Annotated in this window: 17 protein-coding genes; 8 read left to right on the top strand and 9 right to left on the bottom strand. The window is 62.8% G+C overall.

The features are described 5' to 3' along the window. The first annotated feature begins 19 nt into the window (after window positions 1-19). From K2U94_RS01845 to K2U94_RS01855, 3 genes are all read left to right on the top strand, one after another. Entirely contained in the window at window positions 20-649 is a 630-nt protein-coding gene (locus tag K2U94_RS01845; RefSeq protein WP_243065584.1) for an invasion associated locus B family protein, read from the top strand. Between the two features lie 157 nt (window positions 650-806). Further along, window positions 807-2,744 carry an acetate--CoA ligase gene (gene acs, locus K2U94_RS01850; protein ID WP_243065585.1) on the top strand — a complete coding sequence of 646 codons (1,938 nt, stop codon included), beginning with the start codon at window positions 807-809 and terminating at the stop codon, window positions 2,742-2,744. Window positions 2,745-2,966: 222 nt separating this feature from the next. Continuing rightward, entirely contained in the window at window positions 2,967-3,497 is a 531-nt protein-coding gene (locus tag K2U94_RS01855) for a L,D-transpeptidase (protein WP_425332493.1), read from the top strand. Between the two features lie 22 nt (window positions 3,498-3,519). On the opposite strand, the gene gluQRS is transcribed toward K2U94_RS01855, so the two are convergent. Together gluQRS and K2U94_RS01865 are read right to left on the bottom strand one after the other, a co-directional pair. After that, window positions 3,520-4,425, bottom strand: a complete 906-nt coding sequence (gene gluQRS, locus K2U94_RS01860; protein ID WP_243065586.1) for a tRNA glutamyl-Q(34) synthetase GluQRS — start codon at window positions 4,423-4,425, stop codon at window positions 3,520-3,522. Window positions 4,426-4,428: 3 nt separating this feature from the next. Further along, the gene (locus tag K2U94_RS01865; RefSeq protein WP_243068784.1) at window positions 4,429-4,641 is read right to left on the bottom strand and encodes a DUF1674 domain-containing protein; all 213 of its coding nucleotides are present in this window, start codon (window positions 4,639-4,641) and stop codon (window positions 4,429-4,431) included. Between the two features lie 124 nt (window positions 4,642-4,765). Here K2U94_RS01865 and K2U94_RS01870 point away from each other — a divergent pair, with 124 nt between their 5' ends. The 3 genes from K2U94_RS01870 (at window position 4,766) to purH (ending at window position 9,777) form a co-directional block, all read left to right on the top strand. Further along, entirely contained in the window at window positions 4,766-6,172 is a 1,407-nt protein-coding gene (locus K2U94_RS01870) for an RsmB/NOP family class I SAM-dependent RNA methyltransferase (RefSeq protein ID WP_243065587.1), read from the top strand. 95 nt (window positions 6,173-6,267) lie between these two features. Next, window positions 6,268-7,989, top strand: a complete 1,722-nt coding sequence (locus K2U94_RS01875; protein WP_243065588.1) for a heparinase II/III family protein — start codon at window positions 6,268-6,270, stop codon at window positions 7,987-7,989. Between the two features lie 198 nt (window positions 7,990-8,187). After that, window positions 8,188-9,777: a bifunctional phosphoribosylaminoimidazolecarboxamide formyltransferase/IMP cyclohydrolase gene (gene purH, locus K2U94_RS01880; RefSeq protein WP_425332494.1), complete on the top strand. Its 1,590-nt coding sequence runs from the start codon at window positions 8,188-8,190 to the stop codon at window positions 9,775-9,777. A gap of 42 nt (window positions 9,778-9,819) precedes the next feature. On the opposite strand, the gene K2U94_RS01885 is transcribed toward purH, so the two are convergent. The 4 genes from K2U94_RS01885 to K2U94_RS01900 form a co-directional block, all read right to left on the bottom strand. Continuing rightward, on the bottom strand, window positions 9,820-10,845 hold the full coding sequence (locus K2U94_RS01885; RefSeq protein WP_243065590.1) for an adenosine kinase: 1,026 nt from the start codon (window positions 10,843-10,845) through the stop codon (window positions 9,820-9,822). Between the two features lie 63 nt (window positions 10,846-10,908). After that, complete coding sequence (locus K2U94_RS01890) at window positions 10,909-11,499, bottom strand: Smr/MutS family protein (RefSeq protein ID WP_243065591.1); 591 nt, start codon at window positions 11,497-11,499, stop codon at window positions 10,909-10,911. 11 nt (window positions 11,500-11,510) lie between these two features. Next, a complete protein-coding gene (mltA, locus tag K2U94_RS01895) occupies window positions 11,511-12,731 on the bottom strand; it encodes a murein transglycosylase A (RefSeq protein ID WP_243065592.1) in 1,221 nt (406 codons plus the stop codon). Continuing rightward, window positions 12,728-13,375, bottom strand: a complete 648-nt coding sequence (locus K2U94_RS01900) for a Tim44/TimA family putative adaptor protein (protein ID WP_243065593.1) — start codon at window positions 13,373-13,375, stop codon at window positions 12,728-12,730. Before K2U94_RS01900 ends, mltA begins: the two co-directional genes overlap by 4 nt. A 292-nt stretch (window positions 13,376-13,667) precedes the next feature. Here K2U94_RS01900 and secB point away from each other — a divergent pair, with 292 nt between their 5' ends. Next, window positions 13,668-14,144: a protein-export chaperone SecB gene (gene secB / locus K2U94_RS01905; protein WP_243065594.1), complete on the top strand. Its 477-nt coding sequence runs from the start codon at window positions 13,668-13,670 to the stop codon at window positions 14,142-14,144. 112 nt (window positions 14,145-14,256) lie between these two features. Here the strand turns inward: secB and K2U94_RS01910 are convergent, their stop codons facing one another. Next, window positions 14,257-14,814 (bottom strand): CarD family transcriptional regulator, encoded by a 558-nt coding sequence (locus K2U94_RS01910; protein ID WP_425332495.1) that lies wholly within the window; start codon window positions 14,812-14,814, stop codon window positions 14,257-14,259. Here K2U94_RS01910 and K2U94_RS20710 point away from each other — a divergent pair. Then, window positions 14,798-15,316 (top strand): hypothetical protein, encoded by a 519-nt coding sequence (locus K2U94_RS20710; protein WP_425332496.1) that lies wholly within the window; start codon window positions 14,798-14,800, stop codon window positions 15,314-15,316. The two genes, K2U94_RS01910 and K2U94_RS20710, sit on opposite strands and share 17 nt — an antisense overlap. A 114-nt stretch (window positions 15,317-15,430) precedes the next feature. Here K2U94_RS20710 and fdxA read toward each other — a convergent pair whose 3' ends face one another. Both fdxA and cobT read right to left on the bottom strand, forming a co-directional pair. Further along, window positions 15,431-15,766 carry a ferredoxin FdxA gene (fdxA, locus tag K2U94_RS01915; RefSeq protein ID WP_243065596.1) on the bottom strand — a complete coding sequence of 112 codons (336 nt, stop codon included), beginning with the start codon at window positions 15,764-15,766 and terminating at the stop codon, window positions 15,431-15,433. Window positions 15,767-15,887: 121 nt separating this feature from the next. After that, the gene (gene cobT, locus K2U94_RS01920; protein WP_243065597.1) at window positions 15,888-17,747 is read right to left on the bottom strand and encodes a cobaltochelatase subunit CobT; all 1,860 of its coding nucleotides are present in this window, start codon (window positions 17,745-17,747) and stop codon (window positions 15,888-15,890) included. Between the last annotated feature and the right edge of the window lie 26 nt (window positions 17,748-17,773).

Genomic DNA, 17,773 nt, shown 5'->3' on the forward strand with positions numbered 1-17,773 from the left:
TTCAGCCAATGGTCGCTTCATGATCGCCTCCGCTCATCAACGCGCGCGCATTTTGTTCGTCGGCGCCGCCATGGCCTTCGTTTTCGCGCTTGGCCCCGGTCACTCGGTCCAGGCCAGGGAGAAAACGAGCCACGCCAAGACTCAAAAGAAAGAAGACGGCAAAAAAGCCAAGGGCAAGGAAACGAGCGCCAAATCGGGCAAATCCGAACAAAGCAAGGCCGTACAACTGGGCACCTTCGGCGAATGGGGAGCCTATGCGACCCAGGGCAAATCCAAAACCTGTTACGCCCTCGCCCAGCCCAAGACCCGCGAGCCAGCGTCGGTTAAGCGCAATCCCGCCTATATCTTCATTTCGACCCGGCCGGCGGAAAATGTAAAAAGCGAGATCTCTTTCATCATGGGCTTCCCGATGAAGGACGGCGCCGAGGCGCGGGCGGAAGTCGGCTCATCGTCTTTCAGCCTGATCGCCAAGGGATCCGACGCCTGGGTCAAGAATCCGGCCGAGGAAGGCCGCCTGATCGAGGCGATGAAAAGACATTCCAGATTGACGGTGAAGGCGACCTCGACCAAGGGCAAGACGACGACAGACACTTATGTGTTGTCCGGACTCGGCCAGGCGCTCGACAAGGTCCGCAAGGAATGCCGATAGCCGCCGGGCGCCGGTCCTTGCCCCCAAGGTCGCAGGACCAAAGTGTGACGCGCAAGCGCTTGTGGGATTTCAAACCGTTGGTCCATAATGCGGCGTGATCGAACGGCGCACGCCGCGGCAAACCGGCGGCGGCCGTATTTTGTTTGGGAGGACGTCAATGTCGGAGAAAGTTTACGCCGTTCCGACGGATTGGGAGAGCCGAGCGTTTATCAACGACGCCAAGTACAAGGAGATGTATGCGCGCTCGGTTGCTGATCCCGAAGGCTTTTGGGCCGAACATGGCAAACGCATTGACTGGATCAAACCCTTTACCAAGGTGAAAAGCACCAGCTACGATCCGCACAATGTCTCGATCAAATGGTTCGAAGACGGCACGACCAACGTGTCGATGAACTGCATCGACCGCCACCTCGCCACCCGCGGCGACCAGGTCGCCATCATCTGGGAAGGCGACAATCCCGACGATTCCAAGAAAATCACCTATAAGCAGCTCCATGAAGAGGTCAGCCGCTTCGCCAATGTGCTGAAGGCCAAGGGCGTCGGCAAGGGCGACACGGTTTCGATCTATATGCCGATGATCCCCGAAGCGGCCTACGCCATGCTGGCCTGCGCCCGCGTCGGAGCGATCCATTCGATCGTTTTCGGCGGCTTCTCGCCCGATTCGCTCGCTGGCCGCATCGAGGGCTGCAAGTCCAAGGTCATCATCACGGCCGATGAGGGTTTGCGCGGCGGCCGCAAAGTGCCGCTGAAGGCCAACGCCGATCTTGCCATCGAAAAAACCGGAGACATCGTCAAGACCCAGATCGTCGTGCAGCGCACCGGCGGCAAGGTCGGCTGGAAGGAAGGCCGCGACTGTTGGCTGCACGAAGAGACCGCGAAGGTTTCGACCGATTGCCCCCCGACCGAGATGGACGCGGAAGACCCGCTGTTCATCCTGTACACTTCGGGTTCAACCGGCGCGCCCAAGGGCGTTGTGCATACGACGGGCGGCTATCTCGTCTATGCGGCGATGACCCATCAATATGTCTTCGACTATCATGATGGCGACATCTATTGGTGCACCGCCGACGTCGGCTGGGTCACCGGCCATTCCTATATCGTCTATGGCCCTCTGGCCAACGGCGCCACGACCCTGATGTTCGAGGGCATTCCAAACTACCCGTCGATCTCCCGTTTCTGGGACGTGGTGGACAAGCACGGCGTCAATATCTTCTATACCGCCCCGACCGCGATTCGCTCACTGATGGGCGCCGGCGAAGATCCGGTGAAGAGGACCTCCCGCAAGACTTTGCGCCTGCTCGGCTCGGTCGGCGAGCCGATCAACCCGGAAGCCTGGGAATGGTATTATCGCGTCGTCGGCGACGACCGCTGCCCGATCGTGGACACCTGGTGGCAGACCGAAACCGGCGGCATCCTCATCACCCCTCTGCCGGGCGCGACCGCCTTGAAGCCGGGATCGGCAACCCGTCCCTTCTTCGGCGTTCAGCCCCAGGTGGTTGACCCTTCGGGCAATGTCATCGAAGGTCCTTGCGAAGGCAATCTCGTGATCGCCGATTCCTGGCCTGGCCAGATGCGGACGGTCTATGGCGACCACGAGCGTTTCCAGCAGACCTATTTCTCGACCTATCCAGGCAAATATTTCACCGGCGACGGCTGCCGTCGCGACGCCGACGGCTATTACTGGATCACCGGTCGCGTCGACGACGTCATCAACGTTTCCGGCCACCGCATGGGCACCGCCGAGGTCGAAAGCGCGCTGGTCGCCCATCCGGCGGTCTCCGAGGCCGCCGTGGTCGGCTATCCGCATGATCTCAAGGGTCAGGGCATTTATGCCTATGTCACGGTCATGGAAGGCGTCGAGCCGACCGACGCTCTGCGCAAGGAGCTCGTCGCCTGGGTCCGCAAGGAGATCGGCCCGATCGCGACCCCGGACATCATCCAGTTCGCGCCCGGCCTGCCCAAGACCCGCTCCGGCAAGATCATGCGCCGCATCCTGCGCAAGATCGCCGAAAACGAGTTCGGATCGCTCGGAGACACCTCGACCCTGGCCGATCCGACCGTGGTCGACGACCTGATCCAGAACCGCGGCGGCTAAGCTTAGCTTGCCACATAGCCCTCGATATGGAGCCGGACGATTCTTCGTCCGGCTCGCACTTTTTGATCCCCGTAAAATTTAACGATTTTAAATCGCTGAAATTTTACCAAACCGGCAAGATTCCGGCAAAATGTGGCGGCGGGGCGCTTGTTTTAACGGCCATTTGACGGCAGGTCGCCAAGAATCGTCGGGTCGGACGAACTTCCCTGTCGGAGAATGAATATGTTTCATTTCAAGAGCATGCGGGCCGCGGCGTTGCTTGGCGCCGCGCTCTTCGGCCTGTCCATGCCCAGCGGCGCGGCGAATGCGCATACAAGGCTGGTTTCCTTCCATTCCTCTTACGAGGCCGGCACGATCGTAATCAGCATGAGCCAGCGAAGACTGTATTATGTGCTCGCTGACGGCCGCGCGATTCAATATCCGGTGGCTGTGGCCAAGCCCGGCAAGGAATGGCTCGGCGCCGCCTCGGTCGCCGGCAAATATACCGATCCCGCCTGGTCGCCGCCCGCGAGCGTCAAACACGACCACCCGAATCTGCCGAATCTCATCCCCGGCGGGTCGCCGCGCAATCCGATGGGCGTCGCCGCCATAGTGCTCGACCGCGATCAGATCGCCATTCACGGCACCACCCGGCACATGCGCGCCTCGGTCGGGACCCGCGCCTCTTATGGCTGCATCCGCATGTACAATGAGGATGTCGCTGACCTTTACGATCGCGTCGAAGTCGGCACGCCGGTCGTGATGCAGCCCTGACCGACCGGTTTCTTCGGCGCGGTCAGAGCGCGATCTGCATCTGGCGCGACAATTCCTCGCGGATTTGCGCGGCCGAAACCCCGCGCGCGCGCAGGTCGCGCAAGCTTGGCGATGATTTGCTCTTGGACAATTTTCGTCCCTGGTCGTCGAGCACCAGACGATGATGATGATATTGCGGCGTTCGCAGGCCGAGAAGCGCTTGCAACAGCCGATGCAATCCCGTCGCGGCGTCGAGATCGAGGCCGCGAACCACATCGGTAACGCCCTGGGCGTGATCGTCGAGGACGCAGGCAATGTGATAGGAGGCTGGGGCGTCGCGGCGCCCGATCAAGGCGTCGCCCCAGGCTGAAGGTTCGGCCGTGACCTTTACGCCCGCGTCGCCTTCATGGAATTCCATGTAGGTCAGCGGCTTGCCGATCTCGATCAAAGCCTTTTCCATGTCGAGGCGAAACGACCATCGGGCTCCCGCCTCGATACGGGCGTTTCGTTCCCCAACCGACAAATCGCGGCACGCCCCCGGATAGAGAAAAACGCCGTCGGGATCCCGCGGCCAATTCGTCCTGGCGGCGCATGCCCTCGCGATTTCGCCGCGGGAACAGAAACAGGGATAAGCAAGCCCCCTTCGCGCCAATCGATCCAATGCCGCGCGATAATCCGCCATATGTTCCGATTGCCGGCGAGGGGCTCCGGTCCAGTTGAAGCCGAGCCAGCGAAGATCCTCGATCAAGGCGGCTTCGAACGAGCGGCGCGACCTCTCCGAATCGATGTCCTCGATGCGCAGGAGCATTTTTCCGCCGCAGGCTTGCGCCAATTTGACGTTGAAAAGGGCCGAATAGGCGTGGCCCAGATGAAGATAGCCGTTGGGCGAAGGCGCAAATCGGAAAACGGACCGGCATTCCGGGTCGGCGTCCTCGCTCCGCTCTTTCATCGATCAGAAATCGCTGGCAATGCCCTTGCGCTCCCAATCGCCGTAGCGGACCGGCTCGGGGCCTTGCGGACCGTTGACCTCCTCCGGCAAGGCGACGGCCTCCGCGCGGCGACGCCGTTCTTCTGCTTCCACCAAGGCGCGTTGCGCTTCGGGCGAGAGCGTTTTCTTTCGTTCGGAGGACGCCATCCCGGCCGGGCGATTTTCCTGTTCAGCCATCGCTCGCTCCCCATGCGCGCCAACCTGCATTTCTAAGGGCGCGCCATTATGGTAAAAATTGTTTCAGGCCGATTCTTTTAGTTTAAACCCGCCTTCTTGCAACTCCGATCCGGTGACGGGGCGAATGAACAATAATTTCGACAGAGCCTTCGGCCGCTCCGGGAAGCAGAAGTCGTCTGCAAAACGTCATCCGGATCAAACGCAGGCGGAAGCGCTGGCCCATCCCGGCCTCGCCGCGCGGGTCGCGGCCGCCGCGATCATCAGCGATATCATTCACGGCGGGCACACGCTCGACGAAAAATTCTCGCCTGACGCCGCGCCGAGCCGGCTTGGCGGTCTCAGCAGCCGCGACCGCGACCTCGCGCGCTCCATTGTGACCGTCGCCTTGCGCAGGCTCGGCACGATCCGGCTCGCACTGAGCCAACTGGTGGAGAAAGGCCTGCCGCGAAATTGCGGAACGCTGGAATGGATTCTGATCGCGGGCGGAGCCCAGCTTCTCTTTCTCGACACGCCGGACCACGCCGCGGTCGATCTCGCCGTCCGCGCCGCCCGACTCGATTCGAAAAGCGCCCCTTTCGCCAATCTCGTCAATGGCGTCCTGCGCAATCTGATCCGGCGGCGCGACGAGTTCTTGAGCCAGTCCGACCCGCTGGATGACGACACGCCGCATTGGATGGCCGCGCGATGGCGGCGCATTTACGGCGAAGACCGCGCCCATTCCATCGCCGCCGCCTTTCGCGACGAGCCGACGCTCGACTTGACCGTAAAGGCTGACGCCGCGAGCTGGGCCGAAAGATTGGGCGGGCGCCTGTTGCCGACGGGCTCGATCCGCCTCGAAACGCATGCGCCGATCCCTGAATTGCCTGGCTACGGCGAGGGCGCCTGGTGGGTCCAGGACGCGGCGGCGGCGCTGCCCGCGCGCATTCTCGCGGTCAAGCCGGGACAGCGCGTGCTCGACCTATGCGCCGCGCCGGGCGGCAAGACCGCGCAATTGGCGGCCGCCGGCGCGCGCGTCACCGCGCTTGACCGCTCCGCCGAACGGCTCAAGACTTTGTCCGCCAATCTCGCCCGTCTCCAACTCGAAGCCTCCATCGCGGTTGGCGACGCCGCCTCCTACAAAGCCGAACCCTTCGACGCCATTCTCCTTGATGCGCCCTGTTCGGCGACCGGCACGATCAGGCGGAGCCCCGATGTGCTGTGGACCAAAAAGCCCGGCGACATCGCGGCCCTTACCGCCATCCAGACCAAAATCCTCGATCGTGCTTTCACCCTGCTCAAGCCCGGCGCGGCCCTGGTCTATTGCGTTTGCTCGCTCGAACCGGAAGAAGGCGAAGCGCAAATCGCAGCGCTGCTCCGGCGCAATCCCGACGCCGCGCGCGACCCCATCGATCCCTCATGCTTCGGCCTCCCGCCGGAGGCCGCAAACGCCGACGGCGAACTGCGCCTGCTTCCCTATTTTTTCTTTCACGACCAGTCCCGACAGAGGGGCCTCGACGGATTCTTCATCGCACGTCTGAAACGCCTCGATTAGCCAATCGTTAACCATGTTCGGCCAAGGTCGGACGCGGGGTTGCGGCGATGCCGCAGCGACCCTTGCGCCCCTGCCCTTGGGAGTGTGCACAGCCCTTGACGAGATCGCGCGCTTTGCCCTTCGCCGAACGTCTGCGACTCCTCGGTCTGCTCGCCGCCCGCGCCGCCGAAAAATTGCGCGCCGCGCTCAAATGGCCTGTCTTCGTCTTCAACGAATGGCGTTTCCGTCAGCCGGAGAGCCTGCTGATCGCGCCGCAGGACATTCGAACCGGCGATCCCACCATAGCCGAAGACATTTATGGCGGTTATTTCGCCTTCGGCGGCAAGATCGTCAATGCGCATGGCCGATCGCCCTTCAATTTGCCGCCGCCTTCCTCGGAATGGGCGAAGGCCCTGCATGGTTTTGGCTGGCTTCGACACATGCGCGCGGCCGAATCCGCTCTGGCCCGCGCCAATGCGCGTTCGCTGGTGAAGGAATTCATATCCCGGATGGCGACGCCCCGCCGGGGCCCGGCCTGGGACGTCGACGTCGTCGCGCGGCGGACGTCGTCCTGGCTCAGCCAGTCCCCCATGCTGCTCGAGGGAGTCGATCATGAATTTTATCGCCGCTTTCTTCGCGTCCTGACCAAGGGCTATTGGCTGTTGCAGCGCCGCATCGACTCGGCGTGGCCCGGCGAGGCGCGCCTGAATGCGGCCATCGCCATGACAACCTACGCTCTATGCGCGCAAGGCGGAGCGTCGCTGCTCAAAAAGACGATCAAGACCCTCAACGATCAGCTGAGCCGGCAGATTCTGCCGGACGGCGGCGCCACAGACAGAAATCCCCAGACCCTGGTTGACCTGCTTTTCGATCTTCTGCCTTTGCGGCAGGCCTTCGCCGCGCGCGGGCAGGCGCCGCCGCCGGAACTGCTCCGGGCGATCGACCGCATGATCCCCGCACTACGCATGTTTCGTCACGGCGACGGCTCGCTCGCCCTGTTCAATGGCATGGGCGTCACCGCGCCCGACCGGGTCGCGATCGGCTTGTCTTACGAAGAAACGCGGGGGCAGCCGATCTTCAATGCGCGCTGCTCCGGCTACCAGAGGCTCGAAGGCGGCGAGGCCCTCATCCTGATCGACGCCGGGCCGCCGCCGCCGCCGCTCTATTCCCGCTCCGCCCACGCCGGCTGTCTTTCCTTCGAATTTTCGCTTGGGACCGAGCGCATCGTCGTCAATTGTGGCAATCCGGGGCCGCGACGCAAGGATTTGCGGACGAGCGCGCGCACCACCGCCGCCCATTCGACGCTCTCGCTCGACGACGCCTCCTCCTGCTTGTTCGGTTTCCAGACCCGCGCGCCGGGCTGGCTCAGCGACAAGCTTCTCTCCGGCCCGCGAAACGTTCCCGTCGCCCGCGAAGATGATGCGCAAGGCTCGCAAGTGCTGGCGTCTCACGACGGCTATTTGCGCAGCTACGGGCTGTTCCATGAACGACGATGGCGCCTCGAAGCCGACGGCGCACGGCTAACGGGACGCGATCGCCTGATCCGCGCAAACGAGGATTCGATCGCAAATGTCGATTATGTGATCCGCTTTCATATCCATCCATCGGTCACGCTCACGCTCGTTTCGGACGGCGCCGCCATCCTTCTCGAAACGCCGAGCGGCGCAAATCTGGTCTTTGACGCCGGAGGGCTTCCGCTGGCTATCGAGGAAAGCATTTTTTTCGCCGCGCCCGAAGGACCGCGCGCCTGCGAACAGATCGTCATCTATGGCGCATCCGCCGACATTGATGAGATCGATTGGTCCTTCTCGCTGCAGGCCGCCGCCGTTCCGGCTTGACGGTTTTCGACCATTTGCCTGTTTTCATGTCGCCCCGCGCATTTTCGTCGACGTAGAAACATGCTAATCCGCGCGGCGACGAGGCTCCAACCGGCGCCTGTCCCGCTTCGAACGAATGTGACGCCCCAGCCCGACATCGAAAAATCGGCCGTTCGGCTTTGCCGCCGGGACCACGCCAATCCGCAAACGAGTATGCTCATGTCCGATATCCGCGCCATCAAACGTGCGCTGCTTTCCGTTTCCGACAAGACCGGCCTCATCGATTTCGCGCGCGCGCTCGAGCAACGCGGCGTCACCCTCATTTCGACCGGCGGCACACGCAAGGCCATCGCCGACGCCGGCGTCGGCGTCACGGACGTCTCGGACGTCACCGGCTTTCCCGAAATGATGGACGGCCGGGTCAAGACCCTGCACCCGAAAGTGCATGGCGGCCTGCTCGCGATCCGGGAAAATCCCGAACACGAGGCTGCGATGCTCGCCCATGGCATCGAGCCGATCGATCTGCTTGTCGTCAATCTTTACCCCTTCGAGGCGACCGTCGCCCGGCAGGCCGGCTGGGAGGAAACGATCGAGAATATCGACATCGGCGGACCGGCGATGATCCGCGCCGCCGCCAAAAATCACGAGGACGTCGCAGTTGTGGTCGATGTCGCCGATTACCAGGAGATTCTCGACGCCATGGACGCGTCCGGCGGCGGCGCCCCGCTCTCGCTGCGCAAAAAACTGGCGCAAAAGGCCTATGCCCGCACCGCCGCCTATGACGCCGCGATTTCCAACTGGCTCGCGAAGGAAATCGGGGTCGAGACGCCGGAATATCGGGCTGTCGGCGGCAGACTGTCCGAGCCGATGCGCTACGGTGAAAATCCGCACCAGCATGCGGGCTTCTATTCAACCGGCGAGAAGCGCATCGGCGTAGCCACGGCGCGCCAGGCGCAGGGGAAGCAACTCTCCTACAACAATGTCAACGACACCGACGCCGCTTTCGAACTGGTCGCCGAATTCGACCCAAACCGGACCGCGGCCGTCGCGATCATCAAGCACGCCAACCCTTGCGGCGTCGCGGAAGGCGGAAGTTTGAAGGAAGCCTATCTCCGGGCCCAGGCCTGCGATCCCATTTCCGCTTTCGGCGGCATCGTCGCCTTGAACCGCAGACTCGACGCCGAGGCGGCCGCCGAAATCGTCAAGATTTTCACGGAAGTCATCATCGCGCCCGACGCCGACGAAGCAGCGATCGCTTTGGTCGCGTCGAAGAAGAACCTGCGACTGCTGCTGACCGGCGGACTTCCCGACCCGCGCGCAGCGGGTCTCGCCGTGCGTTCCGTCGCCGGCGGTCTGTTGTTCCAATCGCGCGACAATGCCGTGGTTGACGACATGCCGCTCAAGATCGTCACCCGGCGCGCGCCGACAGAGCAGGAACTTGCGGACCTCAAATTCGCCTTTCGTGTCGCCAAACATGTGAAATCCAACGCCATCGTCTATGCCAAAGGGGGCGCGACGGTCGGCATCGGGGCCGGACAGATGAGCCGGGTCGATTCCTCGCGCATTGCCGCCTGGAAGGCGGCAGAGGCCGCCAAGGGGGCTGGCGCGGCCGAGAGCTGGGCTAAAGGTTCGGTCGTCGCCTCCGACGCCTTCTTTCCCTTCGCCGACGGTCTGCTGGCGGCCGCCGATGCCGGCGCGACTGCAGTGATCCAGCCCGGCGGGTCCGTGCGCGACGACGAGGTGATCAAGGCCGCCGACGAAGCCGGCCTCGCGATGGTGATGACGGGCTTCCGTCACTTCCGGCATTGACGCTTGAGCCTTGACGCGGCGTCGGCGCGCCCGCCGCCGCCGTCAGGCGCGCTGCGGCGCTTCAGCCTCTCGCAAATAAAGGCTTTGTTCCGCAAGAAGCGAAAGCTCGACCTCCGGCCGGGCGCCGAAATGCTGGATGATTTCGCTCGCCGAAAGGGCTCCGAGCCGGGCGCAATAGTCCAAAGGCCGCCCACGGGTATAGGCCGCGAGAAAGCCCGCGGCGAATAGGTCGCCGGCGCCGGTCGTGTCGACGAGACTGTCGATCGGGGCTGCGGAAACTTCCCAGGTCCTCTCGCCCTGCACAATGATTGCGCCTTTTTCGGAGCGCGTGACCGCGGCGAGAATCTTTTCCTGGCGCAGCGCCGCGACCGCGGTTGCAAAATCCGAGGTCTGGTAGAGCGCGTGGAGTTCCGACTCGTTGGCGAACAGAATGTCGATCACGCCATCGCGCATCAGTCCCAGGAATTCCTGCTGGTGGCGATCGACGCAAAAGACGTCGGACAAAGTGAGCGCCACTTCGCGCCCCGCCCCGTGGGCAATGCGCGATGCGTCGATAAAGGCCTGTTTCGCGGCCGGCGGATCCCAGAGATAGCCTTCGAGATATAAAATCCGCGCGGACGCGACCTCGACCGGGTCCAGATCGGCGCTGGTCAGATTCTGGCAGGCGCCGAGAAAAGTGTTCATCGTCCTTTGGCCGTCCGGCGTGACGAGGACGAGGCAGCGCGCCGTCGAAGGCCCATCGGCCGCAGGCGCGGTTGCGAAATGCACTCCGGTCGCGCGAATGTCATGGGCGAAGGCGTGGCCCGCTTCGTCGGCGGCGACCTTGCCGACGAAGGCGCCCTTGCCGCCGAGGCTCGCCAGCCCCGCAATGGTATTCGCCGCCGATCCGCCAGACATAATCGTGGTTGCGCCCATCGCGTCGTAAAGCCATTGGGCCCTCGCTTCGTCGACAAGCTGCATCGAGCCCTTGTGGAGGCCAGCCTTGACGAGAAACTCGTCATGCACCGGCGCGATCACATCCACGATCGCATTGCCAAGGCCAAGGACGTCAAATTGATGCGTGGACATGGGGTCCCTTTCCAGATGCGCCTTGGGTCTTGCCCGCCCATCGGAGAGCGGTCAAGTTCTTTATCAGCTTGGAACCCGCCGCCGCAGCCGCACATAGAGCGCCCCGGCGCCGCCATGCGGCCGCGCCGCCTCTTCCACTGAAAGAACAATGGCGCGCATTTCGGGCGCCCGAAGCCAGTGCGGCGCATTGCGGCGTAAAACGCCACGCTCCGTCACGCCGGCCCCTTCGGCCGCAGACGACCCCTTGCCAGTGATGACGAGAATCAGCTTCGCTCCGTTCTCGGCGGAGCGCCAAAGGAAATTATTGAGCGCGCGATGCGCCTGCGCCTGGGTCATGCCATGTAGGTCGAGGACGTCATCAACCTGCGTCTTGCCCGATCCCAAGCGCCGTTTCAGGCGCTTTTCCAATGGCGCGAGCGGCGGCAAGGCGCTTGATCTTTTGGCCGTCTCGGCGGGCGGCGGCCCGGGAGGAAGCAAAACCGGCGCGGACGCTTTTCCGGGCGCCGAGGGGGCAAGCGCCGGGACGTCAGGAGCCGGGACACGCTTGGCGTCGTGCGGCTTCACGTCCGCCGTGGCATGCCGCCAGAGGGCCAACTCCTCGCGCGTGAGGAGCCGGGCGCGCGCTGCGCGTTTGGTCTCGCCGCCGCCTTTCATTCCACGCTCCCCTAGGGCTCGATCCGATCCCGGTTCGGGATCGGCAGGAGAATGAAGAATTGACCGTGATGCCGAATTTCGGCGGCGCGCGCGCCCACGAGGTCGCCGAGTCCAAAATAGATATCCGCCCTCGCCGGCCCGACGATCGCCGAGCCCGTATCCTGCGCAACCACCACGCGGCGGAACGGCTCCGGCGCCGCACTTCGCCAAGGCATTGCGGAATCGATGAAAAAAGGCAGACCGTAAGGCCAGACGTGCTTATCGACGGCAATCGAGCGCAAGGGCGTCAAGGCCGATCCGCTGCCGCCGCGCGGCTGGGACTCCGGCCCTTTTTCGATGCGGGCGTTGAAAAACACGAAAGACCGGTTGAGCCGGAGCAGATCGTCGCCCGGCTGACCCCGGCCGACGCCATGCGCCCTGATCCATGCCGTAAGCCTGGTCATGGTCATTTCCGACGGCGTGGTGATTCCGCGCTGAACGAGAACGCGCGCCAGCGCCGTATAGGGTTGGCCGTTCCGACCCGCAAAAGTCAGCAGAAGCACGCGGCCATCCGTCAGGCGCACCCGGGCAGAACCCTGGACCTGAGCCAGGAAGAGATCGACATTGTCCCTCAGATAGACGAGCTTGCGGACGACCCGCGCCTGTTCCAACGCGCCATCCTCGATGGCGGCGCGATCGGGAAAAGGCGCCAAAGCGCCGTTGAGCTCCCGTCGAGCCGCCGTCAGACCCGCCAATGCGCCCGTGCGTTTCCCAGGCGGCAAAACGACCAGATCGGGCGGCACGCCGTAAACCGGCGTCGGAAAGGCTGCGCTTGGCGCAAGTGAGCCGGCGATTTCCGGCTGATAATAGCCCGTGAAAAAAGCGTCGCCGGATGCATTGGCGACGATACGAAAGGGTTGGAAGCGGCGTTGGAAAAAAGCCAGCGCGTTCGTCCGGCCCTCGCCGTTACGGACCGCCCCGCAGACTTCGGCCTGGGCTTTTCGGTCGAACTTTTCGACATGAACCGATGCGCGGAGCGGTCTGTCGCAAGTCTTTGCAAAGATTTTCAGCGCCTCTGCGAGCCGATCCTGGGCAAAGCCGGGAAGATCGGCAAAGGATGCCGGTTGAAGCCGATAGGCCGGCGTCTCGCATCGGAGCGCGCCGGGCGCGAGCGCCCCGCCAAGGAAACAGGCGAGGGCAAGGGCGTGGCGGCGCACGCAAACAAAGAAATTCTGCGGCCGCGTCCCGCTCATTGGACAGGAGCGGTCGCCACCAGCAGCCAGTTGGGACCGCTGGCGTCGTGTCGCCGGGCGAATGTCCAGACATCGACAATGTCGGAAGGCTTGTTCGGATCACCCTCGACAATCTCGCCGGCCTTGTCGCGCGTCGCCGTGATGAACTGAGCGTCAAAGCTGACCGCAATCCTGACTCCGACCGGGTCTGCGGCCGCGCTCACGATCTTGACCTCGTTGAAGGCGACGAAATTTGTCTCGAGCGTCTCGCCGCGTTCGGCTCGCTCCGTCAGAGCGCTCTTGAAGCTGCCATAGACTTCGTCGCTCGCCAGCGAGCGCAAAGTGGCGTCGTCGCCCGCGGAGAAGGCTTGCACCACCATTTTATAGGCCTCGCGGGCGCCATCCAGGAAGGCGCGAGCGTCAAAATCCGGCTGCGCCTTGGCGACCGCGTCAAGCCCCTGCCAAACGGGGCTTCCCCTTTCGGCGAAATCCTGCCAGCGCGCGTCCTCGACGATGCGGGCCTGCGGCGCGGCGGCGGAAGGCGAAACGGGGGAAAAGTCGCTTCTTTGTTCGTAGCCCGTACGCTCGCCCAGGACGGAACGCAGTTTCCATAGGACGAAAAGCGCCAACAGGGCGAAAATGATAATGGCCGGATCCAGTTGCATCAATGGCCTCGCTTCAGCGGGAGAGCGATCCCGGGCTCGCGTCCAACAAAATCAGTCCGTCGCCGATGGGTAGCATCGCCGCCAGAGCCCGGCAAGGCGAAGCTTGGCGCGGCGTTTTCTCCAGATCATCCCGGAGCTTGTTTTCACCAGAGGTTTCATGCTACCGCCGACGCGTCTTGTCGAACGGTTTCGAAGGCGCCAAAGCCCCGATGCGAAAGCCTTCGTGCGCGACAAGACACAACGAGAAATGGCGGTCCTGCTCCGTCATTCCAAGCTTTCGCGGGAGTTTTTCATGACGGATTCCAATGGTGGGCAAGCCAACGCCGCCCCGGCGCTGAACTGCCTCGTTCAATATTGCAAGGATCTTTCATTCGAAAATCCCAACGCCCCGCGCTCGCTCGGCCCCCAGGAAAAAAGCCCGAACATCAATGTTCAGGTCAATGTCAACGCGAAACCGCTCGCGGACCAGGATTTCGAGGTCGAGCTCCTCATCGAGGGCTCCGCAGGCGAGGCCGCCAATCTGCTCTTCAAATTCGAACTGACCTATTCGGGCGTGTTCCGCTTGGTCAACATTCCCGAGGAACAGACGCATCTCGTCGTGATGATTGAATGCCCGCGGCTGCTTTTTCCCTTCGCGCGGCAGATCATCGCGGATTCGATCCGCAACGGCGGCTTCCCGCCGCTCTATCTCGATCCAATCGATTTCGCCACGCTTTATGCCCAGCGTCTGCAACAGACGCAGGGCGTGCAGCCGACCCAGTTCTCCTGAGGGGAACGCCCTTCTTGGGGCGCCGATCCGGCGCCCCAACCTCTTCCCGGGCAAGGCCGGAAACGAAAACCCCGCCGATGAGGCGGGGTTTTGAACTCTATCAGCAAGAGTCTCAGGCTGCTTCGTCGACGTCGCTTTCTTCGGCGACGGCGGGTTCCTCCGCCTTGCCGGACCGACGCGGGCTTTTCGCCAGCTGCGCCTCGATCAGCTTGAAGGAATCGAGATCGCTGATTTTCTGCACGACGGCGAGTTCGCGCGCCATTCTGTCAAGCGCCGCTTCGTAAAGCTGACGCTCCGAATAGGATTGCTCCGGCTGAACATCGGAACGGTACAGATCGCGCACGACCTCCGCGATCGCGACAAGATCGCCTGAATTGATCTTGGCTTCATATTCCTGCGCCCGGCGCGACCACATCGTGCGCTTGACGCGCGCGCGCCCAGTCAGGGTGTCGAGCGCCTTTTTGACCACATCGGCGTCCGCCAGCTTGCGCATGCCGACGGCGGCGACCTTCGGGGTCGGCACCTTGAGAGTCATCTTGTCCTTGACGAAGGAAATCACATAAAGCTCGAGTTTGAAGCCGGCGACTTCCTGCTCTTCGATCGCAACGATCTGGCCGACGCCGTGAGCGGGATAAACGATAAATTCGCTGGTCTTGAAGCCGATCTTCATGGCAGGCGTTTTGCTTGACGATTTTGACGAGGACACGGCAATCTTGCTCGGATCAGAGGAACGAGGAGCGGGCGAAGCGGCAATGGCCGCCGAGGAAGATTTTTTCTGCGTCACCTTGGTCCAATCGCTGATGGTTCGAGGTTCAACGTTTTTGGTTGGTCCGACCGCTGCCGTAGCCAACCGACTTCGCGCCAAAACGAATGATCCATTCGCCATGGCCGGCGTTTTGGGGGACCGCCAAACCCTGTGCCTATGTCTGGAGCTATTGCAGAGACGTCCCCACCCTATGGTGATTTCTCGCCGGAACGAGAATGAAAACGCAACCGATCCCTGCGCGTCGATTCAGGCCGGCCATCGGATCGTCACGCGTCTGGGGACGTCAAAGGCCGGCGTTCGAAGCCAGCATTCGAACATTGTCCATTTAGGTAAAAACAGGCTCCACGCCAGAGCGGGAGCCGTTGATCTCATCCAGAAGCGATTGATCGATTGCCGATTGATGTAGGATTCGGATAGCACAAATTAACGCGCGAATCAAAGAATTATTGATTCGCGGCGAAATCGCGCCCGGCAAATGGTTAAATGGGCCGCCTGACGCTGACCGCGTCTAATCTGGCGATCAATCGCCCTGCCCGGGATTCTTGCTGAAAAGATCCGATTTGCCGGAGCGTCCGTCGAACTCCTTGGCTTCGGGCAAGGCGTCGCGCTTGATTGTGATATTCGGCCAAAGCTGAGCATATTCAGCGTTCAGCGCCAACCATTTCTCCAGATCAGGTTCGGTGTCCGGCTTGATTGCCTCGGCCGGGCATTCCGGTTCGCAAACGCCGCAATCGATGCATTCATCGGGATGAATGACGAGCATGTTCTCGCCTTCGTAAAAGCAATCGACCGGACAGACCTCGACGCAATCCGTATATTTGCACTTGATGCAGTTCTCGACGACGACGTAGGTCATTTTCTTCCCCGGGCGCGGCCCCGAAACCGTAGGATGAAACCGATGCGGTCGCTAGCTAGCGCTTTTAACGCGGGCTTGCAAGTCGTTACGTCCAGCGCGGGCCAGCGACCGAGCCATTCCGTCACGCCGTCTCGCTGAACAATTCCGCAAGCTTCTCGGTCATCACGCCGCCGAGCTCTTCGGCGTCGGTGATCGTGACCGCGCGCCGGTAATAGCGGGTCACATCATGGCCAATGCCGATCGCGATGAGTTGAACCGGCGAAGCCGTCTCGATTTCACTGATCTTCTGCCGCAAATGGCGTTCGAGATAATGGCCCGGATTGATCGACAAGGTGGAATCGTCCACGGGCGCGCCGTCCGAAATCATCATCAGGATTTTGCGCTGCTCTGGACGCCCTAGGAGCCGCCGATGGGCCCAGTCGAGCGCCTCGCCGTCGATATTCTCCTTCAACAGGCCCTCACGCATCATCAGACCCAGATTTTTGCGCGTCCTCCGCCAGGGAGCGTCGGCCGCCTTGTAGATAATATGCCGCAGGTCGTTTAGACGCCCGGGATTGACCGGCTTACCGGCCTGGAGCCAAGCCTCGCGCGACTGGCCACCCTTCCATGCCCGCGTCGTGAAACCCAGGATCTCGACCTTGACGCCGCAACGCTCCAGGGTCCGGGCGAGAATATCGGCGCAGGTCGCGGCGATGGTAATGGGCCGACCCCGCATCGACCCGGAATTGTCGATCAACAGGGTCACCACCGTATCGCGGAAATTGGAATCCTTTTCGCGCTTGAACGACAGCGGCGACTGCGGATCGACGATCGCCCGCGACAGCCGGGCCGGATCGAGGACGCCTTCTTCGAGATCGAACTCCCAGGCGCGATTTTGTTGAGCCATCAACAACCGCTGCAGGCGATTGGCCAGGCGCGCAACCACCGCGGAAAGGTTTTGCAACTGCTTGTCGAGATAGGCCCGCAAGCGCTGAAGCTCTTCGGGGTCGCAAAGATCCTCGGCGCGGACGATCTCGTCGAACTGGGTCGAAAAGGCGCGATATTCGCCGTTCGCGAGATTCGAGCCGGAGACCGGCGGCCGCAAAGCTGTCGCGGCTTCGTCGCCGTCGCCGAGATCGAGATCGTCAGCCTCGTCGCCCGGGGCGCCTTCGACGGATTGTTCCTGTCCTTCCAGGCTCTCCTCGGCCGTTTCCTCGACGCGCTCGGTTCGGTCCTCTTCAGGGCTTTCATCCCGCTCGCCGCCGCCTGTCTCGTCGCTGTCCTCCGCTGACGGAGCCTCTTCGCTATTGTCTTCGTCCTGATCGTCGGCTTCGCCCTCCTCCGCAAAGTCGAGGTCCGACAATATCTTGCGCGACAATTTGGCGAAGGCCTTTTGATCCTCGATCGTTTCGAGCAACTGGGACAGGCGCCCCCCGGCGCGGGTTTCCAAAGTTTCGCGCCATGAATCGACGAGCGCTTCAGCGGCGCGCGGCGGCGGCGCGCCTGTCAGCTTCTCGCGAACCAGAAGCGCCAGCGCGTCCTCGACCGGCGCGTCCGCGCGCTGACGAATTTCGGCATAGGGGCCGCGCTCATAGCGATTCTCCAGCGCCGCGGCCAGATTTTTCGAAACGCCGAGCATGCGCCGCGACCCGATGGCCTCGACGCGAGCCTGCTCCATGGCGTCGAAAATCGCACGCCCCAATTTCGCCTGCGGCGCCCAGCGCCGATGGGTTTCCACGTCGTGGCAGGCGAGCTTCAACGCCAAAGCGTCCGCCTGCCCGCGGAGAATCGCGGCGTCACGCTCGGTTATATGCCGCGGCGGCTCGGCAAGACGGATCCTTCCGCCTTCAGCCTGGCCACCCGCCCCGGCCTTCTCGGGCGTGAAGGATATTTCGAGATCGGGCGTCCGCGCCATGGCGCGCAGACATCCTATGACTGCGCGCTTGAAGGGTTCGTGCGGCGCGTCGCGCGGCGAAGGCGGCTTGGCGTTGGACGGAGACACCCTGCGAATCCAATCCTGGGAAGGAA

Source organism: Candidatus Rhodoblastus alkanivorans (assembly GCF_022760755.1).
GTDB lineage: Bacteria > Pseudomonadota > Alphaproteobacteria > Rhizobiales > Beijerinckiaceae > Rhodoblastus > Rhodoblastus alkanivorans.